This window comes from Mycobacterium sp. Panama NTM2 (assembly GCF_054355555.1).
Genome location: NZ_CM135953.1, coordinates 1,637,296 through 1,657,827 on the forward strand (window position 1 = coordinate 1,637,296; position 20,532 = coordinate 1,657,827).

19 protein-coding genes and 1 tRNA gene are annotated in these 20,532 nt (G+C 68.4%); 10 read left to right on the forward strand and 10 right to left on the reverse strand.

What is annotated here, in order from left to right; genetic code table 11:
- The first annotated feature begins 1 nt into the window (after nt 1).
- From ACXYX3_RS07810 to ACXYX3_RS07820, 3 genes are read left to right on the forward strand one after another with little or no spacing between them, the layout of a single operon-like run.
- Nucleotides 2-364, forward strand: coding sequence for an STAS domain-containing protein (locus ACXYX3_RS07810; protein ID WP_458611182.1), 363 nt, complete (start codon nt 2-4; stop codon nt 362-364).
- Entirely contained in the window at nt 358-4,512 is a 4,155-nt protein-coding gene (locus tag ACXYX3_RS07815) for a SpoIIE family protein phosphatase (protein WP_458612008.1), read from the forward strand. The genes ACXYX3_RS07810 and ACXYX3_RS07815 overlap by 7 nt, the downstream gene beginning before the upstream one ends.
- On the forward strand, nt 4,512-4,826 hold the full coding sequence (locus ACXYX3_RS07820) for an STAS domain-containing protein (RefSeq protein ID WP_458611184.1): 315 nt from the start codon (nt 4,512-4,514) through the stop codon (nt 4,824-4,826). Before ACXYX3_RS07815 ends, ACXYX3_RS07820 begins: the two co-directional genes overlap by 1 nt.
- A 1-nt stretch (nt 4,827) precedes the next feature.
- Here ACXYX3_RS07820 and ACXYX3_RS07825 read toward each other — a convergent pair whose 3' ends face one another.
- Complete coding sequence (locus ACXYX3_RS07825) at nt 4,828-5,793, reverse strand: DNA polymerase domain-containing protein (RefSeq protein WP_458611186.1); 966 nt, start codon at nt 5,791-5,793, stop codon at nt 4,828-4,830.
- Nucleotides 5,794-6,054: 261 nt separating this feature from the next.
- On the opposite strand from ACXYX3_RS07825, the gene ACXYX3_RS07830 reads away from it, so the two are divergent.
- The gene (locus tag ACXYX3_RS07830; RefSeq protein WP_458611188.1) at nt 6,055-8,877 is read left to right on the forward strand and encodes an MMPL/RND family transporter; all 2,823 of its coding nucleotides are present in this window, start codon (nt 6,055-6,057) and stop codon (nt 8,875-8,877) included.
- Here ACXYX3_RS07830 and ACXYX3_RS07835 read toward each other — a convergent pair.
- The 3 genes from ACXYX3_RS07835 to ACXYX3_RS07845 form a co-directional block, all read right to left on the reverse strand.
- On the reverse strand, nt 8,867-9,544 hold the full coding sequence (locus ACXYX3_RS07835; RefSeq protein WP_241202676.1) for an HAD family hydrolase: 678 nt from the start codon (nt 9,542-9,544) through the stop codon (nt 8,867-8,869). The genes ACXYX3_RS07830 and ACXYX3_RS07835 overlap by 11 nt on opposite strands.
- 8 nt (nt 9,545-9,552) lie before the next feature.
- Nucleotides 9,553-10,029: a hypothetical protein gene (locus ACXYX3_RS07840; protein ID WP_458611190.1), complete on the reverse strand. Its 477-nt coding sequence runs from the start codon at nt 10,027-10,029 to the stop codon at nt 9,553-9,555.
- A gap of 72 nt (nt 10,030-10,101) precedes the next feature.
- The gene (locus ACXYX3_RS07845) at nt 10,102-10,848 is read right to left on the reverse strand and encodes a hypothetical protein (protein ID WP_458611192.1); all 747 of its coding nucleotides are present in this window, start codon (nt 10,846-10,848) and stop codon (nt 10,102-10,104) included.
- A 178-nt stretch (nt 10,849-11,026) separates the two neighbouring features.
- On the opposite strand from ACXYX3_RS07845, the gene ACXYX3_RS07850 reads away from it, so the two are divergent.
- Nucleotides 11,027-11,965 (forward strand): DUF808 domain-containing protein, encoded by a 939-nt coding sequence (locus ACXYX3_RS07850; protein WP_458611194.1) that lies wholly within the window; start codon nt 11,027-11,029, stop codon nt 11,963-11,965.
- Between the two features lie 3 nt (nt 11,966-11,968).
- Here the strand turns inward: ACXYX3_RS07850 and ACXYX3_RS07855 are convergent, their stop codons facing one another.
- Nucleotides 11,969-12,157 carry a hypothetical protein gene (locus ACXYX3_RS07855; protein WP_458611196.1) on the reverse strand — a complete coding sequence of 63 codons (189 nt, stop codon included), beginning with the start codon at nt 12,155-12,157 and terminating at the stop codon, nt 11,969-11,971.
- Between the two features lie 84 nt (nt 12,158-12,241).
- Between ACXYX3_RS07855 and ACXYX3_RS07860 the strand changes: the two genes are divergently transcribed.
- The gene (locus ACXYX3_RS07860; protein WP_255729764.1) at nt 12,242-12,616 is read left to right on the forward strand and encodes a hypothetical protein; all 375 of its coding nucleotides are present in this window, start codon (nt 12,242-12,244) and stop codon (nt 12,614-12,616) included.
- Here ACXYX3_RS07860 and ACXYX3_RS07865 read toward each other — a convergent pair whose 3' ends face one another.
- Genes ACXYX3_RS07865 through crcB (ACXYX3_RS07875) form a run of 3 tightly spaced genes read right to left on the reverse strand, consistent with a single transcriptional unit; the run spans nt 12,617 to nt 14,390 of the window.
- Nucleotides 12,617-13,636 (reverse strand): DUF190 domain-containing protein, encoded by a 1,020-nt coding sequence (locus tag ACXYX3_RS07865; RefSeq protein WP_458611198.1) that lies wholly within the window; start codon nt 13,634-13,636, stop codon nt 12,617-12,619.
- Complete coding sequence (gene crcB / locus ACXYX3_RS07870) at nt 13,633-13,998, reverse strand: fluoride efflux transporter CrcB (protein ID WP_458611199.1); 366 nt, start codon at nt 13,996-13,998, stop codon at nt 13,633-13,635. The genes ACXYX3_RS07865 and crcB (ACXYX3_RS07870) overlap by 4 nt, the downstream gene beginning before the upstream one ends.
- On the reverse strand, nt 13,995-14,390 hold the full coding sequence (gene crcB, locus ACXYX3_RS07875; protein WP_458611201.1) for a fluoride efflux transporter CrcB: 396 nt from the start codon (nt 14,388-14,390) through the stop codon (nt 13,995-13,997). The genes crcB (ACXYX3_RS07870) and crcB (ACXYX3_RS07875) overlap by 4 nt, the downstream gene beginning before the upstream one ends.
- Before the next feature lie 72 nt (nt 14,391-14,462).
- Between crcB (ACXYX3_RS07875) and pgm the strand changes: the two genes are divergently transcribed.
- From pgm to ACXYX3_RS07895, 4 genes are all read left to right on the forward strand, one after another.
- Nucleotides 14,463-16,097 (forward strand): phosphoglucomutase (alpha-D-glucose-1,6-bisphosphate-dependent), encoded by a 1,635-nt coding sequence (pgm, locus tag ACXYX3_RS07880; protein ID WP_458611203.1) that lies wholly within the window; start codon nt 14,463-14,465, stop codon nt 16,095-16,097.
- Nucleotides 16,094-17,356 carry an MFS transporter gene (locus tag ACXYX3_RS07885; protein ID WP_241202666.1) on the forward strand — a complete coding sequence of 421 codons (1,263 nt, stop codon included), beginning with the start codon at nt 16,094-16,096 and terminating at the stop codon, nt 17,354-17,356. The genes pgm and ACXYX3_RS07885 overlap by 4 nt, the downstream gene beginning before the upstream one ends.
- Before the next feature lie 56 nt (nt 17,357-17,412).
- Nucleotides 17,413-17,485 (forward strand) — tRNA-Ala (locus tag ACXYX3_RS07890).
- A gap of 102 nt (nt 17,486-17,587) precedes the next feature.
- The gene (locus tag ACXYX3_RS07895; protein WP_458611206.1) at nt 17,588-17,845 is read left to right on the forward strand and encodes a DUF3297 family protein; all 258 of its coding nucleotides are present in this window, start codon (nt 17,588-17,590) and stop codon (nt 17,843-17,845) included.
- A gap of 17 nt (nt 17,846-17,862) precedes the next feature.
- Here the strand turns inward: ACXYX3_RS07895 and ACXYX3_RS07900 are convergent, their stop codons facing one another.
- Nucleotides 17,863-18,516 carry a hypothetical protein gene (locus tag ACXYX3_RS07900; protein WP_458611207.1) on the reverse strand — a complete coding sequence of 218 codons (654 nt, stop codon included), beginning with the start codon at nt 18,514-18,516 and terminating at the stop codon, nt 17,863-17,865.
- Between the two features lie 318 nt (nt 18,517-18,834).
- On the reverse strand, nt 18,835-20,328 hold the full coding sequence (locus ACXYX3_RS07905; RefSeq protein ID WP_458611209.1) for an HNH endonuclease signature motif containing protein: 1,494 nt from the start codon (nt 20,326-20,328) through the stop codon (nt 18,835-18,837).
- Between the last annotated feature and the right edge of the window lie 204 nt (nt 20,329-20,532).

Genomic DNA, 20,532 nt, shown 5'->3' on the forward strand with positions numbered 1-20,532 from the left:
CGTGGGGCAGCTGGACGTCGAACATGATGTTGACAGTGGCGCAGCGGTGGTGTGCGTCCGCGGCGAGATCGATTCGAACTCGGTCGATGTGCTCGCCGAAGCGCTCGACAGCGGGTTGTCCGCCGCCTCCAGGGCACCGGCGAGGGCGTTGATCATCGAGTTGACGCGGGTGACCTACTTCGGCAGCGCAGGACTCAACGCAGTCCTGAGCTGCTTCGAACGGGGTCGCGACGCACGGATCGCGGTTCGCGTGGTCGCCGACAACCCGGAGGTGATCCGGCCGATCGAGGTGACGAAGCTGGACACGGTGCTGCGGCCCTATCCCACCGTCGCGGCAGCCGCTGCGGACGCCGGTCCATTGTGACGGCCTCTGGTCTGTTCAGCGAGGGCGGCGAAGTCGGCCGCGATCTGGCGCGCGTGGAATGGTCTGCCACTCCGCTCGGCGACCCGGCGGGATGGGCGCAGAGCCTGCAGACCGCGGTCAGCATCCTGCTGTCGTCGCGGTTCTCGATGTGGATGGCGTGGGGTCCGCAGCTGACCTTCTTCTGCAACGAGGCGTATCGCCGAGACACGTTGGGCCGCAAGTATCCCTGGGCTCTCGGCCGGCCGGCGCGCGAGGTGTGGGCGGAGATCTGGGACGACGTGTCCGGACGCATCGAGCACGTGATGTCCACCGGAGACGCCACGTGGGACGCCGCGCTGTTGCTGTTCCTCGAACGGTCCGGCTATCTGGAGGAGTCCTACCACACGTTCTCCTACAGCCCGCTGCGCGACGATGCGGGCACCGTGGTCGGGATGCTCTGTGTCGTCAGCGAGGACACCGAGCAGGTCATCGGCGAACGCCGGATGGCCACGCTGCGTGAGCTCGGGTCCGACCCCAGCGTGGCCCGCACCGAAACCGAGATCCTCGCGTTCGCCGACCGGCAGTTGGGTCACAACCTGCGCGACCTCCCGTTCACGCTGACGTATCTCTTCGACGCCGACGGGACGGCGCACCTGGCGGGCATGAGCGGGATCGGAGTGGATCATCCCGCCGCGCCGGCCGTCATCGAGCCGGACGGCGGGATCTGGCCGGCCGCGCCGACCGCGGCCGGCGAGACGGTCGTCGTCGATCTCGACGAGTTCCCGCCGATGCCGACCGGAGACTGGCGAGATCCCCCCACGCAGGCGATGGTCACCCCGTTGCTGCAACAGGGTGGCGGCGCGCCAGTCGGGTTCCTGGTTGCGGGCCTCAACCGCTATCGACCGCTCGACGAGAGCTACCGTGGCTTCGTCACGCTGGTGGCCGGCCACCTCGCCGCGGGCGTCAGCCTGGCCCGCAGCTACCGGGCGCAACAGCGCAGGGCCGAGGAGCTCGCCGATCTGGACCGGGCGAAGACCACGTTCTTCTCCAACATCAGCCACGAGTTCCGCACACCCCTGACCCTGATCCTCGATCCCGTCGCCGAACTGCGGCGCCGCGCGGACGTCGACACCTCCACCCGCGAGGAGCTCGACGTGGTGTGGCGCAACGGTTTACGGCTGACCAAGCTGGTGAACACGCTGCTGGATTTCTCGCGCATCGAAGCGGGCCGGGCGCAGGCCACCTATGTGCCCGTCGACATCGGTGCGGCGACCGCCGAGTTGGCGAGCGTGTTCCGGTCCGCGGTCGAACGTGCCGGGCTGACCTACACCGTGGACTGCGCGACGCTCGACGAACCGGTCTATCTCGACATGGACATGTGGGAGAAGATCGTCTTCAACCTGCTGTCGAACGCCGTGAAATTCACGTTCCAGGGCACGATCTCGATCACCGTCCGCCGCGACGGCGGCCGGGCGTTGACCACCGTGTCGGACACGGGAACCGGGGTGCCCGCCGACGAGCTCCCGCGTCTGTTCGAGCGGTTCCACCGCATCGCGAATGTCGCCGCCCGTTCACACGAGGGCAGCGGCATCGGGCTCGCGCTGGTCAAAGAACTCGTCGAATTGCACGGCGGCACCATCGATGTGGACAGCACTCAGGGCGTGGGCACCACCTTCCGCATCCGGGTGCCCTTCGGGACCGATCATCTGCCCGCGGATGCGATCGCAGCGGCGTCGGTCCGTCGACTGGGTGCCTCGGCGGACGCCTACGTCGAAGAGGCGATGCGCTGGGAGGTCGGCACCGCCACCCGCACCGATACCGCAGATGACTTTCGTTCCGCCGCAACGACATCCGATCCGGGCGGCGCGGGCGCAGTGCTCCCCGGTGGCCCGGTCCGGGTGCTGGTCGCCGACGACAACGCCGACATGCGGGACTATCTGACCCGCCTGCTGCGCTCGGACGGCTACCAGGTCGACACGGTCACCGATGGTGTGCGCGCATTGGAGGCGGTGCGCGCCGACCCTCCGGAGATGGTGATCAGCGATGTGATGATGCCGGGGCTCGACGGTCTCGCCCTGGTGTCGGCGTTGCGTGCCGACCGGCGGACCGCCGCGGTGCCGGTGTTGCTGTTGTCCGCCCGGGCCGGGCAGGAGGCGTCGATCAGCGGCCTGCAGGCCGGCGCGGACGACTACATGGTCAAGCCATTCGCCGCGGCCGAATTGCTGGCACGGGTGCGCGCCAACGTCGAACTCGCCCGCCTTCGTGACCACCACGCGCGGTGGCGTACCGCGCTCGTCGATTCCCTGCAGGAAGCGTTCTTCGTGTGCGACGAAGACGGCGCGGTCATCGAGATCAACGGTGCATTCACCGACATCCTCGGATACGACGCCTCAGGGTTGCCGTACCCACCGATGCATCCCTGGTGGCCTGCAGCCGACACCGATGCCGATGCTCATCGCGAGGTCGTGCAGGCGTTCGACAGCCTGATGGGCCGACCGCACGGAACCATCAACGAGGTGCCCGTCACCCATCGCGACGGGCATCGGCTCTGGGTGACCGCCACGTTCACGCATTCAGAAGATCCCGACAGCGGCCGCAAGGTGGTGGTCGGCACGATGCGCGACGTCACCGCCGAGCACTACGTGGTGCAGCGCGAGTCGGCCCTCGCATCGCTCAGTGATGCTCTGGCGCAGGCGGATACGCTCGACGACGCAGTACGCTCCGCCGCCGAGCAACTGCGGGTGGTCTGGCACGCCAGAAGAGTGGTTGCGGCAACCCTGCCCTCGGGGGAAACCGAATCACGGTCGGGCGCCCCTCATGTCGTCTGCGCAGGGGACAGTGTCGCGAGCTGGGACGCGTTGTCGGAACAGACCCGCAACGCGATCACCGCACTTCGCGATGGCGACCTGCTCGATCCGGTGACCTCGGTGCCGGGATCGGCCGGTGTGGCTCTGCAACACCCGCGCGGCGAGCTGGTCATCTACATCGAGCTCTTCGAGAAGAGGCGATTCACCGCCGAGGACCACACGCTGCTCACGGTGCTCGCGGGCCGGCTCGGTCAGGGTCTGCAACGGGTGCACCAGATCGACCAGCAGCGCGAGACCGCGCTGGCGCTGCAGCACGCGATCCTCGGACCTGCCCTGTCGACGGGCTTCGCCGTGCGCTATCAGCCCGCCACTCGACCGCTGCAGGTCGGCGGGGACTGGTACGACGTCGTCGACCTCGACGACGGCCGGATCGGGTTGATCGTCGGTGACTGCGTCGGGCACGGATTGGCCGCTGCCACCGTGATGGGGCAGTTGCGCAGCGCGTGCCGCGCGCTGCTGCTCGAGCATCCGAGTCCGGCCGCGACGCTCTCGGCGCTGGACCGCTTCGCCGCTCGCCTCCCCGGGGCGCGCTGCACCACCGCCTTCTGCGCGGTGCTCACCCCCGCCACCGGTGCGCTCACCTATTCCTGCGCCGGGCATCCGCCGCCCATCCTCGTGCTCGCGGACCAGGAGACGCAGTTACTCGACGAGGCGCGCTCCACACCGCTGGCTGTCAGGTACTCGGAGTCGCGGCCCGAAACAAGTGTCACGATGCCGCCGCGCGCCACCCTGCTGCTCTACACCGACGGCCTCGTGGAGCGGCGCCGTGAGTCGATCGACGACGGTATCGCCCGAGCCACCGGCGTGGTCGGCGCCCATCGCGGGACCGCACTGGACGAACTGGCCGACGTGATCATGGCCGGGCTCGCGCCCGTCAAGGGTTATGACGACGACGTGGCGCTGCTGCTCTATCGGCAGCCCGCGCCACTGGAGCTGGACATCATCGCAGACGTGGCGGAATTGGCGCCCAGCCGCGCGGCCCTGCGGACCTGGCTGGGCAGCGCCGGTGTCAGTCAGGAACAGACGCTCGATGTGCTGATCGCGGTCGGCGAAGCGATGGCGAACGCGATAGAGCACGGGCATCGGGACCACCCCGGCGGAACGGTCAGCCTGCACGCCAGCGCGTTCGCCGATCATCTGCAGGTGACCATCCGTGACACCGGCCGCTGGAAACCGCCGGCTGAGACTCCCGCGATCCATCGGGGACGCGGTCTGGGGCTGATGCGGGCCCTGATGCAGGATGTCTTCATCGACCCCCAGCTCACCGGGACCACGGTGCACATGCAGACGAGGATCGGATGATGGCGACGCCGCTGCAGGTGCGCACCGACCGCCGCGATGACGGCACGACGGTGGTGACGGCGGCCGGTGAACTCGATCTGAGCAATGTCACCGAGTTCTCCGAGGCCCTCGGGGCCGCCGTGCGTGCGGGCCGAGACGGCACCCCGGTGCGCGTCGACCTGACCAGGATCGGATACCTGGACAGCGGCGCCATCAACGTGCTCTTCGACCACGCCGATGCTATCGACGTGCTCGTCAACCCCATCCTGATGTCGGTGCTGACGGTCAGCGGCCTGGACAAGGTCACGAGGGTGGCGGCGGGGCCCCCGCAGTGAGTCAGGTGTCGGTCTGACGGCGGGCCCGGGCGCGTCGCTTCCCTTCGTGCATCGCGGCCACCCGGGCGACCGGAATCGTCCGCCCGTGCGCGATCAGATCGTCGGGCAGCCGTTGAGCTGCCGGCATCTCTTCTGCCCACGGATCCCGGCCGCCCAGGCGCTGCACCGCCGTGGTGATCGTGAAGTCCGTGGGGTGCACGCGGTCCAGCTGCGACCACGCGACCGGAAACGACACCGGCGTCCCGGGCCGTAACCGTGGGCTGTAGGCCGCGGCCACTGTGGCGCCGCCGGAGCGGGTGGCATCGATGAACACCTTGCCGGCCCGATCGGAGACGATGAACGCTGTGGTCGCGATCGACGGATCGAGCGCCTCGGCCCGAGCCGCGAGTGCGCGCGTCGCCGCGGCCACGTCCTCACCCGGGGTCTGCAGCCCACCGAGATCGAGCGGGACGAAGACGTGGACACCCCGCGAACCGCTGGTCTTCACCGCACCCGACAACCCGGCGTCCGCCAGCGCCCGGCGCACCAACGCCGCGGCCGAGACGACCACCGCGAAATCCGCGCCGTCCGGCGGGTCGAGGTCGAGGATGAGATGGGTCGGCCGGTGGACGTCGGCGGCCAAGCCCAACGCCGGGTGGTATTCGACCGCCCGCTGATTGGCCAACCACATCAACGTGCGACGGTCGTTGCAGAGCGGGTAGCGGATGTCGCGGTGCGAAGCCTCGGCCCACATCTGCACGCTCGGCACCCACTCCGGCGTGTACGCCGGCAGGTTCTTCTGCATGAACGGGGCGCGGCCGCGCAGCGCGCGCAGGACGGTCAGGGGGCGGTCGGTCAACACCGGGAGCATCCGGTCGGCGATGGCATCCAGGTAGTCGACGAGGTCGCGCTTCGTCGCTCCGGCGTCGTCGGCGAGGGGCGCCTCGAGGTTGGTCAGTTCCACCCCGGCACGCTGCTCGGGAGACATCACGACAGCCTACGGAGCAAACGCAACAATGACATTCCCGGACATTCCGGGACATTCGCTGAGATTCGAGGACAGTCGGTCGAAGGCACTGCGGCGAACCGGTAACGTCTGCCCGGATCGACAGCGAATGATTTGATGAGCTAGTTGTATGTATCTTCGGCGCGCCGGGTGATGCGCGGGCGGCTCCACGACGTAGGTCCGGAACGGGCCGGGAACGGGCCGGGGAAATGGCGAGGTCGCACTTGATGGGGACGATGCACGATGGCGAATGAGCACAGGGGGGTGGCGCGCGTCATCCGCGCCCTCGCGGTGCCCATTCTGCTCGGCTGGCTCGCGCTCACGGTCGCGACGAACGTGCTCCTGCCGTCGCTGGAGAAGGTCGGCGAGGACCGCACCGTTGGGCTGGCCGCCAAGGACGGTCCCGCCTACATCTCGATGAAGCAGATCGGGGAGAACTTCGAGGAGTTCGACTCCGACAGCACCGCGATGATCGTGCTCGAGGGGGATCATCCGCTCGGCGACGAAGCGCATCGCTACTACGACACCCTGGTCGACAAACTCGAGGCCGACACAGCCCACGTCCAGCACGTGGCCGACTTCTGGGGCGATCCGCTGACCGCTGCCGGCGCGCAGAGCGCGGACGGCAAAGCCGCCTACGTGCAGATCAACCTGCACGGGAACCAGGGCGAACCGCTGGCCAACGATTCCGTCGCCGCGGTGCGCGAACTCATCGACTCCACACCCGCACCACCGGGTATGACGACCTACCTCACCGGACCGGCGCCACTGATCGCCGACCAGGCGCATGCCGGCGACCGGAGCATCTTCCGGGTCACGCTGATCACGATCGGCGTCATCGCGGTCATGCTCCTGCTGGTCTACCGATCCGTCGTCACCATGCTGCTGATCTTGTTCATGGTGTTCATCGAGCTCGGCGCGGCCCGCGGCATCGTGGCGTTCCTGGCGATCAACAACGTCATCGGACTGTCCACCTTCGCGGTGAACCTCCTCGTACTGATGGTCATCGCAGCGGGGACGGACTACGCGATCTTCGCCATCGGGCGCTATCAGGAAGCGCTCGGCGCCGGCCAGGACCGGGTGTCGGCGTTCTACACCATGTTCAGCGGCACCGCCCACGTCATCCTCGGCTCGGGGTTGACGATCGCGGGAGCCATGTCGTGCCTGAGCTTCACCCGGCTGCCGTACTTCAATTCGCTCGGTGTGCCGTGCGCAGTCGGCACCCTGGTGGCCGTGCTGGCGGCGATGACGCTCGGGCCCGCCGTGGTGGTGGTGGCGAGCCGCTTCGGCGCATTCGCCCCCAAGCGTGCGATCAGCTCTCGCGGCTGGCGTCGGGTCGGCGTGATGGTGGTCCGCTGGCCCGGACCGGTGCTGGCCGGGACTCTGGCGCTCGCGCTGGTCGGGCTCGTGACGCTGCCGGGCTACAAGACCAACTACGACGCCCGCAACTACCTGCCCGCCGACATCCCGGCGAACATCGGGTACGCCGCGGCCGATCGCCACTTCGGCACGGCGCGGATGAACCCGGAACTGCTGATGGTGCAGAGCGACCACGACCTGCGCAACCCGGCCGATTTCCTCGTCATCGACAAGATCGCCAAGGCGCTGTTCCGGGTGCCCGGTGTCGCGCGCGTGCAGACGATCACCCGCCCCGACGGGAAGCCGATCAAGCACAGCACGATCCCGTTCCAGATGAGCGTGCAGGGCACCCTGAGCCAGCTGAACCAGAAGTATCAGCAGGACCGGATGGCCGACATGCTCACCCAGGCCGACGCGATACAGAAGACCATCGACACGATGCAGAAGATGTACAGCATCACCCAGCAGATGCGCGACACCACCCATCGCATGGTCGAGAAGACGAAGGACACTGCCGTCGACGTCGCCACCCTGCGCGACAACATCGCCAACTTCGACGACTTCATCCGTCCGCTGCGCAGCTACTTCTACTGGGAACCGCACTGCTACAACATCCCGGTGTGTTGGGCGATCCGGTCGGTGTTCGACACCCTCGACGGCATCAACACGATGAGCGACGACATCGCCGCGATCGTTCCCGACCTGGAGCGCCTCGACACGCTGATGCCGCAACTGGTCGAGTTGCTGCCCTCGCAGATCGAGACCATGCGGTCGATGAAGTCGATGATGCTGACGATGTACCAGTCGCAGAAGGGCATGCAGGACCAGATGGCGGCGCAGCAGGAGAACGCGTCGGCCATGGGGGAGGCCTTCGACGACTCCCGCAACGACGATTCGTTCTACTTGCCCCCAGAGGTCTTCGCCAACAAGGACTTCCAGCGCGGCATCCAGCAGTTCATCTCGCCCGACGGCAAGTCGGTGCGCTTCATCATCAGCCACGAGGGCGATCCGGCGACCATCGAGGGTCTCGACAAGGTGGACCCGATCAAGACGGCGGCCAAGGAAGCGATCAAGGGCACGCCACTGGAGGGCTCGAAGGTCTTCCTCGCCGGGACCGCGGCCACCTACAAGGACATGAAGGACGGCTCACAATACGACCTGCTGATCGCGGGAATCGCCGCCGTCACGTTGATCTTCGTCATCATGCTGATCATCACGCGCGCCGTGATCGCCGCGGCGGTGATCGTCGGCACCGTCCTGCTGTCCCTCGGAGCGTCCTTCGGTCTGTCCATCCTTTTGTGGCAACACCTGATCGGCCTGGAACTGCACTGGATGGTGCTGCCGATGTCGGTGATCCTGCTGCTCGCCGTCGGTTCGGACTACAACCTGCTGATCGTTTCGCGGTTCAAGGAGGAGCGTGAGGGCGGTCTGAAGACCGGCATCATCCGTGCGATGGCAGGCACCGGGTCTGTGGTCACCTCGGCGGGGCTGGTGTTCGCGTTCACCATGGCCTCGTTCGCCTTCAGCGATCTGGCGGTGATGGCTCAGGTCGGCACGACGATCGCGCTGGGCCTGCTGTTCGACACGCTGATCGTGCGATCGTTCATGACGCCGGCGATGGCGACGATGCTGGGCCGGTGGTTCTGGTGGCCGCAGCACGTGAGCAGTCCCGCGTCGCGACGCAGACTGGCCGCCATCAGGCAGTAGCGGCGAGCGCTCCGATCGGCGTGCTGTCCAGGTGCGCCAACAGGTCGGCGGTGTCCTCGAAGACGGCTGCCGCACCTGCATCCGACAATTCGCCTCTCGACACGCCACCGGTGAGGACGCCCAGCGAGGTCAGGTCCACCCGGCGGGCGGCTTCGCAATCCCAGATCGCGTCGCCGACGAACACCGCCTCGGCGGTGGAGACGCCGGCCCGGCTCAGCGCCACCTCGACGATGTCGGGCTGCGGTTTGGCCGTGTCGACGTCCTCGGACGAGGTGACTTCGGACACCACATCGTCGCAGTCCAGAACCTCACGCAGCGTGCGTAATTCGTCCTCGGGCGCCGATGTCGCCAGCACCACCTGCAAGCCCAGGTCGGCGACTCGGCGCAGCAGATCCCGCGCACCGGGCAGCGGAGTCAGCAGATGGGCGCTCTCCTTGTAGAACTCGCTGTGCCGATCCTTGAGCTGATCGAGCTGCCCCTGGCCGGCCCCGTCGCCGGCCAGGGTCTTCACCAACGTCGTGCCGTCCATGCCGATGCACCGGTGAATGCGCCACGCCTCGACGTTCACTTTTTCGGCCTCGAATGCGCGGACCCAGGCGTAGATGTGCAGATAGTTCGAATCCACCAGGGTGCCATCGACATCGAACAGGACAGCAGGCTGTGACATCAGCCGGCTCAGGGTACCGAGATGCAGCCGACGCCGGGCACGCAGCCGCCGCCACCGCCGGGTCCGCCGCTGCCGGTCGGGCCGCCGGGGATGGAGCCGCCGCCGCCACCGGGTCCGCCGCTGCCGGTCGGGCCGCCGGGGATGGAGCCGCCGCCGCCACCGGGTCCGCCGCTGCCGGTCGGGCCGCCGGGGATGGAGCCGCCGCCACCGTTGGCGTCGCCGCCGCCGGTCGGGCCGCCGGGGATGGAGCCGCCGCCACCGTTGGCGTCGCCGCCGCCCGTCGCGCCACCGGGCGCGGGGCTGGTGCTCATCGAGGGCGCGGTACTGGCCGGCACCGACGTGCTGGTGGTGCTCGTGGTGCTGCTCTCGGTGGTCGACGACGTGCTGCTCGAGTCGCCGCCGTCACCGCCGCCGCAGCCGACGGCGAACACGAGAAGCGTCGCGCCGCCGAACACGGCCAGTCGAGTCCTCGGATGGGATTTCATGAGCCACCAATCTGTCGCAGGGTGCCCCGCAGATACCCGAGCCTCCGCGACCCGAAACTCTTCGGCGCTGCACTACTCCGACGGTGCGTCGGCTTCGGCAGCCGTGTCGTTCTGCGGCGCCGGTGCCGCGATCGTGTCGCCGATGTCTCGCAGCGAACGGATGAGATAGTCGACCGGCCCGGAGATGTCCTCGCTCACGGGGGCTTCGACGACAGAGCCGAGAAGGCCGAAGTACTCGTCGCGCCCACCGTCCACGCGGCCGTTGAGCAGACCGTCGGCAGTACGGGCGGGCAGGTTCACCAGGCCGCCGGCGACACGGACGGGATCGAGGTCGGCCGCCGCGTCGACGATCTGGGCCGTGCCCGCCGCGCCGGCCAGAACACCACTGGCTGCGGGCACGGTGAGTCGGACCACCATGCTGTTGGCCGTCCGGAACGGCTCGCCGCTGCCGACGACGCGTGCGAGGCTCGCGACCGGCCGATTCGCCGCCGCGAGAACGGCGTGCGCGAACGGTTCGGGGTTCAGCTCGGCGGCGGCGCGAAGCACCTCGACGACGCCGCGGCGCTCGTTGTCGGCGATCGCCCGAACGATCGGCAGCGGCTGCTCGAGGTATTCGTCAACGAGATGTCCGGCGTTGGCCACCGACCGAGACAGCACGTCGGGGTAATACTGCAGCGGGTTGTGCGTCGGATTCTGCACGACTGCCGAATTCTCCACGCGCACTGAGCTTTCCGAGGATGGTGGCGGTGCGGCGACGATGGTGCCCACCCCGATGACGGCCATCCCTGCCGTGAGCCACGGGCGGACGACCTTCGGCATGTGGCACCCCCCGTTTCGGCGATCCCGTCGCGCTGCCCCCCGGCGATCTGAGCGCAAAGTAGCACCCAGTGGTGACAACCGGTGAGAGCTCGTGCGGTGGTTCGACGCTGGGAGAGTCCTGGGAGGCGGCTGCGGGTAACCTTCCGGCCATGGCCGCAGGTGCGATGGGGACTGTCCGATGAGCGGGGGACTGTTCGCGCTGCTCGACGATGTCGCGGCACTGGCCCGGCTGGCGGCCGCGTCCGTCGACGATCTGGGGGCGGCGGCGGGACGGGCGACCGCCAAGGCAGCCGGGGTCGTCATCGACGACACCGCGGTCACCCCGCAGTACGTGCACGGCATCACCGCTGAGCGAGAGCTACCGATCATCAAGCGCATCGCCGTCGGCTCCTTGCGCAACAAGATCGTGTTCATCCTGCCGGCGGCCCTGCTGCTCAGTCAGTTCGCGCCGTGGTTGCTCACCCCCATCCTGATGCTCGGCGCGACTTATCTGTGCTACGAGGGCGCCGAGAAGGTGCTCGGCAAGCTCCTCGGCCACGAAGGCCATCAGCAGGCCGCCGCCACCCAGGGGCCGGATGCCGAGAAACAGATGGTGGCCGGCGCGATCCGGACCGACTTGATCCTGTCCGCCGAGATCATGGTGATCGCACTGAACGAGGTTGCCGCCGAATCGTTCTGGCCACGCCTGATCATTCTGCTCGTCGTCGCGGTGGTGATCACGGCGGCGGTCTACGGCGTGGTCGCAGGCATCGTCAAGATGGACGACGTCGGTCTGCGCCTCACTCAGCGATCGACTGGCTTCGTCGGCCGCGTCGGGCGCGCGCTGGTGACCGGCATGCCGAAGCTGCTCAGTGCCCTGTCCGTCGTCGGAACGGCGGCAATGCTGTGGGTGGGCGGGCACATCCTGCTCGTCGGCACCGACACGCTCGGCTGGCACGGCCCCTACTCGCTGGTGCACCACGCAGAGGAGTACGTGCACCACGTCGGCGGGGTCGGCGCGGTACTGGCCTGGCTGGTCAACACTGCCGCCTCTGCGGTGATCGGGCTCGTCGTCGGTGCGCTCGTCGTCGGGATCGTGTCGGTGCTGCCGTTCGGTAAGAAGAAATCCCACGCCTGACGTTCAGTCCTCGCTGCTCCTGCGGTCGGCGACGTAGGCCAGCAGCGCTGGATCGGAGGTGGTGAAGCGCGACGCTTCCTCACCTCCGTCGCAGCGCAGCAACGCGACGGTGACGGTGCCGGCGGAGCGTCCGATCACCTCCCACACGGCACCCGAATCGGCCCAGCGCTGGAGTTCGGCGACACGGTCCATCGCCTCAGCCTGCCACCACCTAAGCTCGCCGCTGTGCACGCTGGTTCCGCGGTCGCCATCGCGGCGACGTTCACCTGGCTCGGCATGGTGCTGGCGATCTCGTTCCTGGAGGCCCCGCTGAAGTTCCGGGCGCCGGGAGTCACAGTGCCCGTCGGGCTCGGTATCGGGCGACTGGTCTTTCGTGCACTCAATGCCTGCGAGGGGGTCCTCGCGGTGGTGGTGGTCGCCGGCGTGCTGACCGCCGAGGTGGCCGGCGGCGCGTCGATCGCCGCCATGCTCGCTGTCGCCTTGTTGGCGGTCCAGGTCCTGCTCGTGCGTCCGGCGTTGAGCCGGCGATCCGATCGCGTGCTGGCGGGCGGGGAGGCGCCGCGATCGCGGGCGCACCTCGCCTATGTCGGCCTGGAAGTGGTCAAGGTGGTTGCGCTGGCCGTCGGCGGTGTGTGGATGCTGACGCTCTGATCAGTCGAGGGTCAGCGTGCCCTGCCGACGGCCGTCGTGCACAGCGATCAGAGCGGGCACCGGCTCGCAGGTGACCACGCCGTGCTCTGCGGTCACCCGGTCGACGACGGCGTAATCGTCGGCGAGTGTGCTGCCGGTGCCCAGCAGCGTGGTCGTCACCGGGACGTGGCGTCCGATCTGCAGGACGCGGTCGCCGTGCGGGCGTTGACCGCCGCGGAATCCCCACAGCCCGCGCAGCGTGGTGGCGCCGGCGGCATGATCGGTCGCGCGCAGCCGAGCCGTCAGCTCGCGGTGCACGGGACGACCGTCATGGCGGGAGTCCTCATTGGTGTGCACCGTGAGTTTGTGCGAGCGCCAGTTGCGGGGCGGATCGGCCACGGTGCGGCCCTCGACCTTGCAGACCACGACGGGTGCGATGCTGATCGGCGTCGTGTCCACCAGGGTGGCGAGCTCGTCGATCGCCGCCACCGCCTGTGCACGCGCACCGACACCGGTGACGAGCACCGGCACGTCGGTGTTGTGGCCGAAGAAGCGCGCTCGGCGTCGCTGCCCGGCGACGACGCCGTCGACGCCGAGGAAGACGTCAGCGGTGACGAAGCCACGGCGGTGCAGGATCTCGCACACCGTCACGAACCCCGGCGCACCCGCGACCTGCTGCTTTCGTCCCAGCAGGAGGGACAACCGCACCGCCCCGTCGCCCGGCGGTGCGCCGGGTGCCACCCACGACCGTTCGAGGGTGATCAATCCGCGCGCCGGCAGTTCGACAACGGCGTCGGCCAGCGCGCGAATCCGTTCGGGCCGATCAGCGGCTGTCACGGTGACCGGCGGGTCCTCGGACAGCGTCAAGGAGCGGTCGGTGCGCAACACATGCGTGGTGCCGAACCCCGCGATGCCGCGCAGGCAGATACTGGCGGCGACGTGTTCGCGTGCGCAGACCTCGAGCAGCGCATCAGCCAGGAAACGGCCGCGGCTGCGCTGTCGCTCGGCGAAATAGGCTGTGAGGGTGTGTATTTCGGTCACAATGTGGCTCCCACGTGGTGGCCGAGCCAGGCGGCGAGCAAGCCGAAGGTCACACTGAGGCCGATGTTGGCCAGCGCCGAGACCAACTGGCGCTCCTCGGCCAGGCGCTGTGTTTCGAGCATCCATGTCGAGAACGTCGTATACGAGCCGACAAAGGCCGTGCCGACCAGCAGCGCCAGGTGCGGGGGCAGCGCCAATCCGGCCAACGCGCCGAGCAGGAAAGCGCCGCTGACGTTGACGACGAGCGTGCCGAACGGGAACGGCCTGTCGATGCGTCGTGACACCGCTTTGTCGACGGTCAGGCGGGCGAGCGCGCCCACGCCTCCGAGTAGCGCGACGCCCATCCACAGCAGCGCGGTCATCGCCGAGTCCGGACCCGGCGGACGAGCGCCGTCGCCAGATAGACCGCCACCAGACCCGCGGCGACACTGGCCACGGTGTACGCCGCAGCCAGGCGATAGTGGCCGTGTTCGAGCATCCTGAGGGTCTCCACCTGCATGGTGGAGAACGTCGTGAGCCCGCCGCAGATGCCGGTGCCCAAAAACGGCCGGCGGTAACTCGACACGGGGAGCCGTTCGAGCAGGCGGGTGACGAAGACCCCCAGCAGGAATGCGCCGACGATGTTGGCCGTGAACGTGGGCCACGGCCAGCGCGCCGGATCAGAGGCCGCGAGTTCTTCCAGGCCCGCGCGGGCGAGGGTGCCGACGGCTCCGCCCGCGAACACCGCGGCCAACTCCCGCCGGTCTGAAGCCATGCCGCACAGTATCGAAGATCGGACACCGGTCCCCGGTGTTGCGTGGGCGCGCGGCGTAGCAGAATCAAATCCATGGCTGCGAACCCACGTGCCGGCCAGCCGGCGCAACCCGACGACCTCATCGACATCGCTGCGGTGGTGACGGCGTACTACTCCGTCGTCCCGGATGCGGACGACGTCGATCAGCAGGTCGCCTTCGGCACGTCGGGCCACCGCGGGTCGAGTCTCGACGCGGCGTTCAACGAGTTGCACATCCTGGCGACCACGCAGGCCATCGTCGAGTACCGCGCAGCCCAGGGCACCACCGGTCCGCTGTTCATCGGGCGCGACACCCACGCGTTGTCCGAGCCGGCCTGGGTGTCGGCGCTGGAGGTGCTGGCAGCCAATGACGTTGTCACGATGATCGATTCGGCTGACCGCTACACCCCGACGCCGGCGGTCAGCCATGCGATCCTGTCCTACAACCGGGGCCGCGACACCGCGCTGGCCGACGGCATCGTCGTCACGCCGTCGCACAATCCGCCGCGCGACGGTGGGTTCAAGTACAACCCACCCAACGGCGGGCCCGCCGACACCGATGCCACCGGCGCCATCGCTCGGCGCGCCAACGAGCTGCTGCGTGATGGGTGCAAGGGCGTCAAACGCGTGCCGCTGGCGCGGGCGCTGACGACGGTGCAGCGCCACGACTACCTCGAGGCGTACGTGGCCGACCTGCCGAACGTGGTCGACATGCACGTCATCTCCGCCGAGGGCATCCGCATCGGTGCCGACCCACTGGGTGGCGCCAGCGTCGATTATTGGGGTGCGATCGCCGAGCGGCACAACCTCTCGCTCACCGTGGTCAACCCGCTCGTCGACGCGACGTGGCGGTTCATGACGCTCGACACCGACGGCAAGATCCGGATGGACTGCAGTTCCCCGAATGCCATGGCCTCGTTGATCGCCAATCGAGATGCCTACCAGATCGCGACCGGTAACGACGCCGACTCCGACCGGCACGGCATCGTCACCCCCGACGGCGGACTGCTCAACCCCAACCACTACCTCGCCGTCGCGATCGACTACCTGTTCACGCACCGGCCGGACTGGGCCGCCGACACGGCGGTCGGCAAGACCGCGGTGAGCTCCTCGATCATCGACCGGGTGGTGGCCGGGTTGGGGCGCACGCTGGTGGAGGTCCCGGTGGGATTCAAATGGTTCGTCGACGGGCTCGTCGGCGGGACGATCGGCTTCGGCGGCGAGGAGAGCGCCGGGGCGTCGTTCCTGCGCCGCGACGGTTCGGTGTGGACCACCGACAAGGACGGCATCATCCTGGCGCTGCTGGCCTCGGAGATGCTCGCGGTGACCGGCTCGACGCCGTCGCAGCGCTATCGCGAACTGTCCGAGAAATACGGTGCGCCAACGTATGCGCGCATCGACGCGCCGGCCAACCGCGAGCAGAAGGCGCGGCTGGGCAAGCTCTCACCGGAGCAGGTGAGCGCCACCGAGTTGGCGGGTGAACCGATCACCGCGAAGTTGACGACCGCGCCCGGCAACGGGGCACCGCTGGGCGGACTGAAGGTGACGACGGAGAACGCGTGGTTCGCGGCGCGGCCGTCGGGCACCGAGGACGTGTACAAGATCTACGCCGAATCGTTCCGCGGCCCTGACCATCTCGCCGAGGTGCAGGAGGCGGCGCGGGAAGTGGTGTCGGCGGTCATTTCGTGAGTTCTGTCGCCGACGGCGACGCTCGGACGACGCCTCGCCTGCCGCGCGAGGTGTGGGTTCTGGTCGCCGCCAACGTGGTGGTAGCGCTGGGCTACGGCGTGGTCGCACCGGTGCTGCCGCAGTACGCCCGGCACTTCGGCGTCAGCATCAGTGCGGCCACTTTCGTGATCACGGCGTTCGCGGTCATGCGGCTGGTGGGCGCGCCGCCGGCCGGGATGTTGGTGCAGCGGCTGGGGGAGCGCCGGGTCTACATCACCGGCCTGTTGATCGTCGCGGTGTCCACCGCGGCGTGTGCGTTCGCCGGAACGTATTGGCAGCTCTTGGTTTTTCGCGCCCTCGGCGGCGTCGGGTCGGCGATGTTCACGGTGTCGTCGCTGGGGTTGATGATTCGCATTTCGCCTCCGGACGCGCGCGGACGCGTCGCCGGCTTGTTCTCGTCCGGATTCATGATCGGCTCGGTGGGTGGACCGATCCTCGGCAGTCTGACCGCGGGACTGGGGCTTTCGGCGCCGTTCCTGATCTACGGTGCCGCGTTGCTGGTCGCGGCGACAGTGGTGTTCGTCAGCCTGCGCAACTCCACGGTGATCACCCGTTCCGACGACGACGTCGAGGCGCCCGTCCCGTTCCGCGCGGTGGTCCGACATCGCGCGTATCGGGCGGCGCTGCTGTCGAACTTCGCCACCGGCTGGGCGTCGTTCGGGCTGCGGATCGCGCTGGTGCCGCTGTTCGTGGTGGAGGTGCTCGGTCGCGGGCCGGGGGCGGCCGGGGTGGCGCTGACGGCGTTCGCGGTCGGCAACATCTCGGTGGTCATCCCGAGCGGATATCTGTCCGATCGGTTGGGGCGGCGCAAGCTGCTGATCTTCGGGCTGAGTCTGGCGGCGGTGTCGACGGCGTTGGTGGGTTTCACCACGTCGTTGCCGGTGTTCCTGGTGGCCGCCTACGTCGCCGGTGCGGCCACCGGGATCTTCGTCTCGCCGCAGCAGGCGGCGGTCGCCGACGTCGTCGGGAGCAAATCGCGCGGCGGGACGGCGATCGCGACGTTCCAGATGATGGCGGACTTCGGATCGATCGGCGGCTCCCTGCTGGTCGGGTTGATCGCGCAGTACACGTCGTACGGGCTGGCGTTCCTGGTCAGTGGCGTCATCCTGGGCGTCGCCTGCATCGGTTGGGTGTTCGCGCCGGAAACGCGGCCGCGAGCCTCACGGGAACGGACCGAGGTGCGCCCACTGGGACCCGAAGCCGGCGGGGAATGCCCGTGACCTGCGATTTTGAGCGACACCGGGTCGTGGTGTAGCTTCGATGAGCACAACAATCAGGGGCTATGGCGCAGTTGGTAGCGCACCACACTGGCAGTGTGGGGGTCAGGGGTTCGAATCCCCTTAGCTCCACTTTCGAACGACGCGACCGCGGTTTCATTTCGGGACGCTGACATCCATCGCGCTGCACTGCGGCGACGACCGTGTTCGCGGGATCGCGTAGGTTCTTGGGCCATGTCAGAGGATCGGACCCCAGACGTCCCGCCGAATCATTTGTCCATCGACCCGCGCAGCCCCTTCTACGACGAAGAGGTGCTCACTCGTGACGTTGGCATTCGCTTCAACGGTGTCGAGAGGACCAACGTGCACGAGTACGACGTGGCCGAGGGCTGGGTGCGTGTGGAGGTCCCCACTGCCAGAGATCGCCGCGGTAATCCGATGGTCGTGAAGCTCAGCGGCACAGTCGAGCCGTATTTCCGCGAGGCGGAGTAGCCAGACCTTCCGCGATCTCAGTGCGCGTGATCGTGGACTTGGTGAACGGTCGGGGGTTCGGCCACGGGGGTGTGAGTCTGACGTAGTGCCGGCGGGGGAGTCGCGGCGTCGGGCACGTCGCCGTGATGGTTGCCTGCGGGGCCGGCCGGCGCATGGCCGCCGGTGTGATGGTCGCCGTGCTGCAGACCGGACGCCACTCCCACCGTCGATGCCATCGTGACGACACCCACAGCGCCGACGAGGATGGCCGCACTCGCCAACGCGGGCACGGGCGCGCCACGTAGACCGCGGTACCAGACCCAGCCGGCGCCCATCACGACGTACAGCTGGAGCAGGACCGCGCATACGTCGGCGCCTGCGATCAGCTCGACGTGGCCGGCGTTGGGACCGAATGGGGCGCCCGCGGTGCGCGACATCGCCCACAGGGCGAGCGCGCCGGTGTTCACCACGACGCCGGCGCTCAGTAGCGCAATGGTCGTGTGCACGAGCACCTTCCAGGCCCACGCCGCCTGGAAGAGCGCGAGGGACAGGAAGAAGATGCCGGACGGAGCCCACTGCTGCCAGTGGGTGGGGACGATTGCGAGGTGAACGATCGCAGCACCGAGGGATGCCAACGCCGCGAAGCGAACTGCCAGTCTGCTGTCCGTCGTCTTGACGGTGTACGGCGCCACTCGTCAGATGATGTCAGCACGGGCACTACTCACATACTCCGTGACACCACTTCGCCACCCGACCGAGACGGCTCCGTCATCTGGCGGGGTCACTGCGAGACGAGGTGCGGTTCCGCCGTCGACGTATGCGCCGCAGCCGGCGCTGTCGCTGAAGCATGCTGTCGCTGTGGGGGCCGGTCGACCCAGCCGGCGTATAAAGGGGTCGGAGTCACCACCCTGCGATCGCGATGACGTGCGGCCCCGCTGGTCTGAGAAGCCGTTCGGCACAACGAGACAACCGCCCGGCTTCTGTGCGCGTCGGCTATTGGTGCCCGGATCTCAGGCGACCTGGTTGTCGGGTGGTGCGGGTCCGCCGGGTTCTGCTGGGTCGCCGCCCGCGGGTGGCGGGCAGGCGTCGGCCTCGCTGACCGGTTTTGTCCCGTCAGCGTCGGTCCTTTCGTCCTCGTCGTCGGGTGGTCGGAGGAGTCGTTCGGGGGTGTGGTGGGTGTTGATTCGGGTCTGGCCGGTGTCGAGGTTCGGTGGTGGGGTCCATTCGACCTCGTGGCGGGTGTTCATCGACGTGGTCCAGCCGCCGGGTCCGACGCTGCGATTGTCGGGTGGGCAGGCCAGGCCGAGCTCGTCGATGTTGGTGAGCCCGCCCTGGGCCCAGTCTTGGGTGACGTGGTGGACCTGGCAGCCGTAGACGCCGACGGGGCAGCCGGGTTTGGTGCAGCCCCCGTCGCGGGCGATCAGCATGATCCGCTGCGCCGCCGAGGCGACCCGCCGCGTCCGGAACAGGTCCAGCGCGGAGCCGGTGGCGCGGTCGAACACCGCCAAATAGTGGGAGGCGTGGGCGCCCATGCGGATCACGTCCTTAATGGGCAGCCGCGTCCCACCGCCGCTCACGCCGATCCCGGCGCGGGATTCCAAGTCTTGCAGGGTGGTCCGCACGATCACCGTGACCGGTAACCCGTTCAATTGGCCCAACTCCCCGCTCATCAGGGCGATCCGTCCGACCGCGACCAGTGCGTCGTGCTGGCGTTGGGCCAGGCTGCGATGATCACCGTCGATCTGGGCCTGGGTCGGCGTCCCCGACGTGCAGGGCTCGTCATCGTCGGGGTTGCACATGCCCGGTGCGGCGTATTTGGCGAAGATGGCTTCCCACACCGCCGCCGCCTCCGGGGTCAGATCAGCCCGCCACGCGGTCATCCCGTCCCGACCCTGCCGCGACTTGCTCAGAGCCCGCTTCCGGGTGCGTTCGGTGTCGTCGGGTTCGGGACCGTCCTGATCGAGCAGAAACAGTTCCAATTCTGCGGCGTCGTGGGTGGCTTTGGGCCCGGCGCCGGTGGCGATGCGCACTACGTCAGCTTCGAACTGCTCGCGGGTGGTCGTGTCGACGAAGCCGGGCAGCTTGTCGACGGTTTTCCGGATGATCTCGACATGCTCCGGCGTGATCCGCCCCTGCGCCTGGGCGGCGGCGGTGGCCTCCAACACCGGGGGCAGGGATGCTCCGGTCATCGACTGCCGCGGTGCGAGCAACGCGGCCTCGGTCAACCGGCGCTGCGCTTCGGGGCCGCTGATCCGGTAGCGGGTTGCGAGGACGTCTTTCCAGTTTTTGGCGCCCATCTGCACTGCAGTGGTTTCGATCTGCAGCCGCGCCAGCGCGCGGTGCTGGGCCGCGGGTAGGCGGCATCCGGCAGCTTCGAGCTCATCGAGCACTTCCACCACTTCCGCAGCCGTGGATCGATCGAACGTGCAGGCGAGCACGGCATCGACGGCGGCCCGTAGCCCCGCCACCGCCTCCCGCGCCTCCGACATACTTCGAACATACATTCGACCACCGACAAGTTATCTTGTCGTCCCTGTCATCTCTCAGGACATCGGTGACAGTTCTGCACCAGGACATCGGTGACACCTTCTGCCGCATCAATCTCGCGAAAGTCGTTCGTCAAGTTGCGGAAACGCGCGATGGGTTTGCCGCGGGTCCCTCCACTGCGGCGGCGCCTCGTCTGTCCGTCCCCCAATTCGGGCTGGCAA

Coding starts and splice junctions, on each gene's coding strand:
- ACXYX3_RS07820 (WP_458611184.1), top strand. CDS start 4,512: ATGGCGACGCCGCTGCAGGTGCGCACCGACCGCCGCGATGACGGCACG.
- ACXYX3_RS07825 (WP_458611186.1), bottom strand. CDS start 5,793: ATGTCTCCCGAGCAGCGTGCCGGGGTGGAACTGACCAACCTCGAGGCG.
- ACXYX3_RS07830 (WP_458611188.1), top strand. CDS start 6,055: ATGGCGAATGAGCACAGGGGGGTGGCGCGCGTCATCCGCGCCCTCGCG.
- ACXYX3_RS07835 (WP_241202676.1), bottom strand. CDS start 9,544: ATGTCACAGCCTGCTGTCCTGTTCGATGTCGATGGCACCCTGGTGGAT.
- ACXYX3_RS07840 (WP_458611190.1), bottom strand. CDS start 10,029: ATGAAATCCCATCCGAGGACTCGACTGGCCGTGTTCGGCGGCGCGACG.
- ACXYX3_RS07845 (WP_458611192.1), bottom strand. CDS start 10,848: ATGCCGAAGGTCGTCCGCCCGTGGCTCACGGCAGGGATGGCCGTCATC.
- ACXYX3_RS07850 (WP_458611194.1), top strand. CDS start 11,027: ATGAGCGGGGGACTGTTCGCGCTGCTCGACGATGTCGCGGCACTGGCC.
- ACXYX3_RS07855 (WP_458611196.1), bottom strand. CDS start 12,157: ATGGACCGTGTCGCCGAACTCCAGCGCTGGGCCGATTCGGGTGCCGTG.
- ACXYX3_RS07860 (WP_255729764.1), top strand. CDS start 12,242: ATGGTGCTGGCGATCTCGTTCCTGGAGGCCCCGCTGAAGTTCCGGGCG.
- crcB (WP_458611199.1), bottom strand. CDS start 13,998: ATGACCGCGCTGCTGTGGATGGGCGTCGCGCTACTCGGAGGCGTGGGC.
- crcB (WP_458611201.1), bottom strand. CDS start 14,390: ATGGCTTCAGACCGGCGGGAGTTGGCCGCGGTGTTCGCGGGCGGAGCC.
- pgm (WP_458611203.1), top strand. CDS start 14,463: ATGGCTGCGAACCCACGTGCCGGCCAGCCGGCGCAACCCGACGACCTC.
- ACXYX3_RS07895 (WP_458611206.1), top strand. CDS start 17,588: ATGTCAGAGGATCGGACCCCAGACGTCCCGCCGAATCATTTGTCCATC.
- ACXYX3_RS07905 (WP_458611209.1), bottom strand. CDS start 20,328: ATGTATGTTCGAAGTATGTCGGAGGCGCGGGAGGCGGTGGCGGGGCTA.